The sequence below is a fragment of the Alphaproteobacteria bacterium 33-17 genome (assembly GCA_001897445.1).
Classification (GTDB): Bacteria; Pseudomonadota; Alphaproteobacteria; order Rickettsiales; family 33-17; genus 33-17.
Genome location: MKSX01000018.1, coordinates 1 through 8,073 on the forward strand (window position 1 = coordinate 1; position 8,073 = coordinate 8,073).

The window sequence follows — 8,073 nt, forward strand, 5'->3', positions numbered from 1 at the left end:
CAGACATCCTTATTGTCAACCCTTTTCCGTCACCAAAACTTTGAACTTCTACAATTGCGAAAAATGCATAGCATTTTGTAGCAATCCATTTTTAATCTCCCAAACCTTATGGCAATTGTTATCTAGCACTTTTCATTTATTATTAGTATAATTTTCTAAACTTAAAAAATACTCCATGGCTAATATTAACTTAAAAATTTTAGACCAAACCCACCTAAAAACCCTAGAAAATCTCTGGCAGTTTTATATATATTCCAGCAGTGACTTTTTAGATGCGAAGCTGAATGAAAATGGCTTATATAATGAAAAAGATTTAAGCGGCTATTTTAATAATCCCGCCCAAAAGGCTTATATAATAATGTTAGATGACGAAATTGCTGGTTTTGCGCTGCTAAACCAAAAAGGTATTTTAGAGTCTACTGATTGGCGTTTAGATCACTTTTTTGTCATGCATAAATTCCATGGCAAAGGTATAGCAAAAGCGGCAGTTCATGAACTTTGGAAATTATACAAAGGAAACTGGGAGCTTACTGTAGTGCCAACTAACACTAAAGCATTGGCATTTTGGCATAAAAACATAGAACAGTATACAAGTTATAAGTGCGATTATATCACTGTAGATTACGACCCAAAAATTAAAGAACGCTGGATATTTACTTTTAATAATTCATTGTAAAATGTAGCCAATCCAGAAACTTAAAATAATATCTTATAGCAAATGTAGTAATCACAAAAATGCTAATATAAGACATTGTATAAATTAATGCTTGCTTAGCGGTGAAACTAATTACCAATTTATCTTTCTTAGTATCTGATTTAGCAAACTCTTCCAACTTTGCATCAAAATTCTTGCTCCAGTGGTAAATAAATATAACTATAAGTATAGCAAACCATGCACATTCTTTATAAAATAAATAGTATAGAGAGTAGGCTGCAGCACCACCTATAATAGCGCAAAAAGGTATTGCCAGAAAAAATAAAGGGCCGCTGAAAATTCCTACTGAACCTCCTACAATATATGGCATAAGCATAAGGCACATTGGTAAGTGGCATATCAAGCCAGATAATTTAGGATATCTATGATTTAAACCTAAATCCTTTTCTTTAGATCTAGCCCTTTTAAATTCCCTATAAAAATATACAACTGATATGGTATTTAGAACTATGAAATGTGCAATTCTGTAGTAAGCGTAGATGCCTTCTTCATACTTACGTCCTATTTTGCTTAACTCAATTTCTGATATACCATGCCTAATATAAATATCAGCTATCAAATTGAATATTATAGAAATAGTGACAGCTATTAAAATTTTGTCGAGTTTAGTCATTGTAATTTTTATTAATATTTTAATAAATTATTTCATTTAAAATATATAATGTCAATTATAAATGTTACTTAATCTATCTGCCAATAAGCCAGTAAACAGGTGATGGTAAGGAAGGGCTTCGAGATTTTAATAAGTCAAATAAAAATACAGTCAATCTAAGAAGCATTAAATGTATTATGTACGTAATGCTAAATAATATAATGGAATCCATTTTTCCAAAAATTGGCTCTAATATATTATTAATATAAATTAAATGAATTGGATAAATAGCCAGTGAACTTCTACCTATTGGGTGGATAAAACGCTTAGAAAATTTAAGATGCTTAATATAATTAGCTGAGTGCATTAAAATTCCTGTGGCACCTAACAAAGCAATAAATATTCCTGTTGTTGCAGGATAAAATATGCAGTGATAACCATTTCTATTTGGCATATCAGAAGGTGAGATAGCCAATATTACGATGCCGCCCATAAGTACCCATGAAAACGCTAATAAATGTAAAGGGCTTTGAAAATAGTCTTTAGATAATGCTTCATAGTTTTTATAAATTTTTCCTACTATAAGCCCGCTTAGCATAAACGCAAGCCACGGAAACATAGGGAACCAGCCATTTATGAACCATGATTTAAATGCTGCCTCTTTTGGTATAATATTTAGAGTAGAAAAATTAGCAATATTAAATACTAAATCCTCATAACCAAATTTTTGCCTTAAGTATGGAGAGGCTATTAAAATAAGAATTATTAATATCAAAATAGCCTTATTATTCCACTTGCGCACTAAGTAGGTTACTGGTAATGCATACCCTATTAGATATAGTATATCAAATCCTTCAAATGGCACGGTTTTATTAATAATTAAGTCTGTTATTGCCCCAATAAAAATAATAAAAGCTGCCTTGAAAAATATGTACCTAAAGTTATGTTTACCGTTCATTAATCCCATCATAATTTCAGAGGTAACAACAAACATTGGAGCGGAAATTGAAAAGACATATCGTAAAGCCAAAGGTACTTCAGCATTTAAGTAAAACCGAGGAATTTGCATAGATCATTATTATAATTGCAAGTCCTCTTAAAGTATCAAATTCGCTTTTTCTATTACTCATAACCAACCTAAATAGTAAGTATTAATGGGAAAAATTCTAATTACCTTAAAAATTTTAATCAATAGGTTTTATAAAATTGTTTGTATAAATACTTGAAAAATAAAAGAATATGCTATAAAAAGCAAAAAATAATAAAACACAGTAACAAATGAAAGCTTTATTTAACATCAGACGCAGACCATCTGAAAAACAGGTCTCTTTTTTATCTTATACATGTAGTGGGGCGACATCCCTTGAAAACATATTTATAGAACTTGGAATAAGGCTAAGATTTGAGGAAGAATCTTTCAAGCAGGATTTCTTTAAATTTCCGAGAAAAATTGATAATAAATATAGCGAATATTCAAAAACCGAACACCTTATACCCTCGCAATTTGGGCTTCCTTCCTTGGTAGGGAATGACAATTTTATATTCAGAAATGATGTATCGGTATTTTTTACCCATAACCCAAAATTCTTAGGCAAAAACGAAAAAACCTTTATTTTAGTAAGGGATCCGAGGGATACATTGCTATCGCTATTTAAAATACATAATGATTTGGATGGGGAAAACTTCCTACATTTTGCCAAGAAGCATATAAATCTTTGGACTGCCTTTTATAATAAGGCTATAGATCTGCCTAACTGTTATATTTTAAGGTTTGAAGATTTAAAGCTTAACCCAATTATAACACTCAAAAATCTTATGATATTTATAGGTATAAGGTATGAAAATTCCAAAATTATCAATGCTATAGATAACTCAAGTTTTGAGAAAACCAAAGAAATTGAAAGCCAAATGATAGCCGAGTACCCTGAAATTGCGAGTAACTTTTTCCCGAAACGTATTACCAAAAGCGGTAAGTGCTACCAGTATAAGTTAGAAGAAAACCAAATTTTACACGAAGGGTTTGATTTTATTGAAAATAATGTATCAAACGTTATGGAGAAATTGGGTTACACCCTGTCTCAGAAAAATACAAATTAAACATGGTTTGATTTTGAATAATACTCAGGACATTTTAGGATAATTCCAAGATAATATCCTAAATTTATCCTAATAATAGGATATTATGTTCATTTTTATCATTATAAAAAGTTGGTAAATTTATGCTAACTAATTTGTAATGGTAATACGATGGAAAAATTATATTTTAATGACACATATCTTTTTGAAACAAATTCTCAAATAACAAGAAATTCAGAAGATGAGTTTGGAAAATACCTTATATTAAGTAAAACAATCTTTCATCCACAAGGTGGTGGGCAGCCTTCTGACAACGGTATAATTCAGACTAATGATAATAATATTAGGGTGCTACATGTTAAGCAAGTAGCTGGTGAAATAAGGCATTACCATGAATCAGAAAGTGTTACTGAAAATGAAATGTGCTATATAAAAATTGATGAAGCAAGAAGAATGTTAAATGCAAAATACCACAGTGCAGCACATTTGCTTGGTAATATAGTTGAGTCTATAAGCATCGCACAGGTTAGAAAAGGTCATGCATACCCAGGCGAAGCATATATTGAGGCTTATGGAAATATTGCACTGAATGAAACAGCGCTAGAAAATATGGTATCAGAGGTGATACAAAATGACCTCGCAATTATCATAGATAATAATGATTTGTGCCGTACTGTACAAATAGGAGATTACCCTAAAATACCTTGCGGAGGAACTCACGTTGTAAGTACAAAAGAAATAGGTATAATTAAAATAAAAAAGATTACTCATAAGAAAAATATTACCAGAATTTCATTTGAGGTTTTATGAAATTTATAACACTAAAAGATTATATAAAAAACATCAGCATTAGCATTGATTATAATAATATGCTTTTGGCATTCGAGGCAGATGGCGCGTTAGAAGAAGTCAGGCTCAAGCCATTTTATAATGAAGTTTTATATGCCATTTTCAGCAAGCATCCTAAACCTGTAAGTTATACTGAAATCACTGACCTGCTTATGCTACATAAACTTATGATTAGCGATATTACAAGACTGCACAGGAAAATGTCGGAGCTTAAAAAATACCTTGAAAGTCAAAGCCCATTATTTAAGGATATTTTTATAAATTCCAGAAATCATGGCTATGGGTTATCTTTTAATTTTAAGCCAATTAAAATTGAGGATAATGGCTTAGTTGTTAGCAATACAAAAATAGCGAAGTACCTTGATAATATAAAAGACTTCATAGATTCTTCTATCAGCGAAATTGAGGATTTTAATATTATAAAAAATGATTTTGGTTATATTGTAGATACAAAAAAATTTAAAGATGAGATTTTTTCCAGAGTAATTTCCCTAGATAATATTAAGGAAATTTTTATTGAAGAATTGATGCTAAATAAAGCTGAATTTAAATGCATAAGGCTTGAATACTGTTTTGCGACCTTAAAAACTTATATAGGGCATGCTAGAATTTCTGAATACCCAATCACGCCAAAACAGTGGGGAAAATGGTTTGAAACTGAAATTTGGAAAGTCTATAATTCTTTAGTAGAAGTTATAATTAGTTCAGGAAATTAAGTGATTCAGAGCTAGAATGCTGAAAAATGCCTTGCCTTTTTCTCAATGAACGAGCTGAAATAATTCTTTGTCATTCAATTGCTTTTATAACAAAGCGTCTTTAATCTTCTTGGCTGTTTTTTTATCAAAACCTGGGGCTTTTGCAATGTCATCAATGCTTGCACTGCGGATTGCTTCAACTGAACCAAAGTAATTAAGTAGCATTGCTTTTTTAAATTTACCTATACCGGGAATACTATCAAGCTGCGAGGTTTTAAGCTCTTTAGAGCGAAGTTTACGGTGGGTTTCAATAGCAAAGCGGTGAGCTTCGTCGCGTAAAATTTGTAGATACTTCATGATTTCTTCATTTTTATCAAAAGTAATGTCATCTAAGCGTTCGTTATAAAATTTTTCCCTACCAGCGTTTCTGTCCTTGCCTTTTGCAATGCATAAATATGGCAGGCGGAAACCCATTTTGCTAAATACTTCTTCTACTATAGTTCTTTGACCTTTACCGCCATCAATGAGTAGTAAGTATCCAGTATAATCTTTATCCTTAAGCCTTTTGAGGCGGCGGGTAAGTACTTCGCGCAGCATCTGATAATCATCCCCAATGTCTGTATCTCGAATATTAAACTTTTTATACTCGGATTTTATAAAGCCTTCTTTGCCCGCCACTATCATTGCGCCAACTGCATTCGTACCGCTTATATGGCTGTTATCGTAAACCTCGATGCGAGTAATTTCTTCTTTAAATTCAAAAGTCTGTTTAATTTTAGATAATAAATCTTCGTATTTATTTTCCTCTTCCATTTTCTTTTTAAGGCTAGACTCTGCATTACTTACGGCAAGCCCAACTATTTCTGCTGCTTCACCACGTTTAGGAACGGTGATTTTAACTTTATAACCCGCAATTTCAGATAGGTTTGCCTGAATAGTATCATGTTCCTGTGCATCTCCTGACATCCAAATGGTTTTGGGTGGTACACGGTTTTGGTAAAATAACCCTAAAAACGCATCTAATACTTCTGCATCCGAATATCCTTCAGCATGAGCTGGGAAATAAGAGCGATTGCCATAGCTTTGCCCACCTCTGAAGAAGAAAATTTGTATACATATGTGCTTATCAATACGGTACATACCGATTGCATCCACGTCAATTTCGCCTTTTAAGTTAACTCTGGTTTTGGCTTCAATAGTATTTAAGGCTTTAATACGGTCGCGATACCGTGCAGCAGCTTCATATTCCATGTTAGTGCTGGATGCATTCATTTTGTCTGCAAGTGATGCTTTTATAGCAGTTGTATCGCCTTTTAAAAAGCTGATGGCAGCGTCGACGTTTTCTTTATATTCTTCTTTGGAAATAAAAGAGACGCAAGGTGCTGAGCATTTTTTTATTTGATATTCTAAGCAAGGGCGTTTACGGCTGTTAAAACAGTGATCGCTACAGTTCCTGAGTAAAAATACTTTTTGAATTTCTTCTATAGTTTTTGTTACATCACGTGCTGAGGCGAAAGGTCCAAAATAAACGCCATCCTTATGTTTTTTACCGCGATATTTTAGAACCTGCGGATATTCATGATCAGTTGTAATTTGAATATATGGAAAGGTTTTGTCATCACGAAGTAATATATTATATCTGGGCTTTAAAGCTTTGATAAGACTTGCCTCAAGTAGCAAAGCCTCGCCTTCAGACTTGGTTTCGATAACTTCCATTTGCACAACTTGCTCGATCATCCTTATGATTCGGTTATTTAGGCGAGCAGGAGATGTATAGTTAGTAACACGGTTTTTAAGGTTTTTTGCTTTTCCTACATACAGCACTGTACCCTTTTCGTCCATCATGCGATAAACGCCGGGCTTATTGGATAAGGTTATTATAAAATTTTTAATATATTCAAAAGATTTCATACTTACTGTAAAACCATAAACTTTATATTTACATATTTTATGGTTTTTTACAGTAAGCTAAATTATTTCTGTTTCAAGGTTTTTTTATTTAAATTCATGTGCATTTGTATTGTTTTGCCTCAGAATATCTAAACAAAGCAATTTTAATTTAGGCATTTCTACAACCTGATTACGCCACTGGCTATTTTCCTCTACCAGATTAGTTTTTAATTCTGCAAGTTCATAAACAATGGAAGAAGATTTTTCGGTTTTCTTAGGCCAGATTTGTATTAATAAATCACGAATTTCATTTTGTTTAAGCTCTGTTGCCAAATCCAGAGCATCCTGATTTTTATTATTAGTAATTTCTAAGTTAACATCATACTTTAAAATTGCTTTAACCGCTTCGATATCTTTATTTATAATCGCAAGATGTAATGCGGTGTTGCCGTCTTTATCCTGAGCATTGAAATTTAGACCGCATTCAACCAAAATTTGTAATGCGCTATATTTTCTTTTTGTTATGACAGTATTAATAAATAAAAGGCTGTTATCCAGGAAATTTTGCTTAAACTTTTCATTAGATAAATTAAAGTTTAAAGAGCTTATGTATTTTTCTGAACCATCAAAATATGTGATGAGATATAAGATAATATCTTTTAATTGCATAAATTTCTTTTTATCATCCTTGCTATTGTATAAATCAGGAATTTTATCTTCAGGTATTGAGCAAAGTTTACCTTTTATATCTTGCATTGTATCAATTTGTTCAATGGCACTTGTCAAAGAACGGGGGCTTTCATCGCCTGTAGATTTTCTTAATGTTTTAGGTGAAATTATCGTTGATGTGCTTTCGGAATTTCTTCTTGCTTTTCTGGTCACTGGTGCTGTTTGAGGTTGAATAATGGGTGTGCTATCGGCAGATTTTGTTTTTGACATAAATGAACCTATTAAAAAATTTACATTAACAATTGTATAGTATTATTTATTAACATGGTAGTGATAATTAATATATTTTCTGATTTTATTATTAAAATTGTTTTATTGTAACTTTAAAACTAAGGGTTTATAGATGAAAAATGATCATGCTGCGGATTGTTTAGAGGTAACTATCTCGTAATGACATGAGGTAAGTTTTCGCCGAAATTATGAGCCTATATAATTGTATGGGTTCGGAGTATCGGTGACGGAATTTTGAGTGAAAAGGGTTGACAATAAGTCTGAAAGGGTTGTGTAAAACGCTTTCTTTTTTCCTT

The 8,073-nt window shown here is 32.0% G+C and carries 8 protein-coding genes; 4 read left to right on the forward strand and 4 right to left on the reverse strand.

Features of this window, described 5'->3' with window-relative positions; all coding sequences use genetic code 11:
* Positions 1-175 precede the first annotated feature (175 nt).
* Positions 176-676, forward strand: a complete 501-nt coding sequence (locus BGO27_01455) for a hypothetical protein (protein ID OJV13748.1) — start codon at positions 176-178, stop codon at positions 674-676.
* Here BGO27_01455 and BGO27_01460 read toward each other — a convergent pair.
* On the reverse strand, positions 660-1,274 hold the full coding sequence (locus BGO27_01460) for a hypothetical protein (protein ID OJV13749.1): 615 nt from the start codon (positions 1,272-1,274) through the stop codon (positions 660-662). The two genes, BGO27_01455 and BGO27_01460, sit on opposite strands and share 17 nt — an antisense overlap.
* Before the next feature lie 127 nt (positions 1,275-1,401).
* Entirely contained in the window at positions 1,402-2,301 is a 900-nt protein-coding gene (locus BGO27_01465; GenBank protein ID OJV13750.1) for a hypothetical protein, read from the reverse strand.
* Between the two features lie 284 nt (positions 2,302-2,585).
* On the opposite strand from BGO27_01465, the gene BGO27_01470 reads away from it, so the two are divergent.
* The 3 genes from BGO27_01470 (at position 2,586) to BGO27_01480 (ending at position 4,948) form a co-directional block, all read left to right on the forward strand.
* Positions 2,586-3,404 carry a hypothetical protein gene (locus tag BGO27_01470; GenBank protein ID OJV13751.1) on the forward strand — a complete coding sequence of 273 codons (819 nt, stop codon included), beginning with the start codon at positions 2,586-2,588 and terminating at the stop codon, positions 3,402-3,404.
* Positions 3,405-3,554: 150 nt separating this feature from the next.
* Positions 3,555-4,193, forward strand: a complete 639-nt coding sequence (locus tag BGO27_01475) for a hypothetical protein (protein ID OJV13752.1) — start codon at positions 3,555-3,557, stop codon at positions 4,191-4,193.
* Positions 4,190-4,948, forward strand: coding sequence for a hypothetical protein (locus tag BGO27_01480; GenBank protein OJV13753.1), 759 nt, complete (start codon positions 4,190-4,192; stop codon positions 4,946-4,948). The genes BGO27_01475 and BGO27_01480 overlap by 4 nt, the downstream gene beginning before the upstream one ends.
* Positions 4,949-5,032: 84 nt before the next feature.
* Here the strand turns inward: BGO27_01480 and BGO27_01485 are convergent, their stop codons facing one another.
* Together BGO27_01485 and BGO27_01490 are read right to left on the reverse strand one after the other, a co-directional pair.
* Complete coding sequence (locus BGO27_01485) at positions 5,033-6,838, reverse strand: excinuclease ABC subunit C (GenBank protein ID OJV13754.1); 1,806 nt, start codon at positions 6,836-6,838, stop codon at positions 5,033-5,035.
* Positions 6,839-6,922: 84 nt separating this feature from the next.
* Complete coding sequence (locus tag BGO27_01490) at positions 6,923-7,756, reverse strand: hypothetical protein (GenBank protein ID OJV13755.1); 834 nt, start codon at positions 7,754-7,756, stop codon at positions 6,923-6,925.
* Between the last annotated feature and the right edge of the window lie 317 nt (positions 7,757-8,073).

Bases quoted from the DNA above. Each gene is read 5' to 3' on its own strand.
- BGO27_01455 (OJV13748.1), top strand. From the start codon at position 176: ATGGCTAATATTAACTTAAAAATTTTAGACCAAACCCACCTAAAAACC.
- BGO27_01465 (OJV13750.1), bottom strand. From the start codon at position 2,301: ATGTTTGTTGTTACCTCTGAAATTATGATGGGATTAATGAACGGTAAA.
- BGO27_01470 (OJV13751.1), top strand. From the start codon at position 2,586: ATGAAAGCTTTATTTAACATCAGACGCAGACCATCTGAAAAACAGGTC.
- BGO27_01475 (OJV13752.1), top strand. From the start codon at position 3,555: ATGGAAAAATTATATTTTAATGACACATATCTTTTTGAAACAAATTCT.
- BGO27_01480 (OJV13753.1), top strand. From the start codon at position 4,190: ATGAAATTTATAACACTAAAAGATTATATAAAAAACATCAGCATTAGC.
- BGO27_01485 (OJV13754.1), bottom strand. From the start codon at position 6,838: ATGAAATCTTTTGAATATATTAAAAATTTTATAATAACCTTATCCAAT.
- BGO27_01490 (OJV13755.1), bottom strand. From the start codon at position 7,756: ATGTCAAAAACAAAATCTGCCGATAGCACACCCATTATTCAACCTCAA.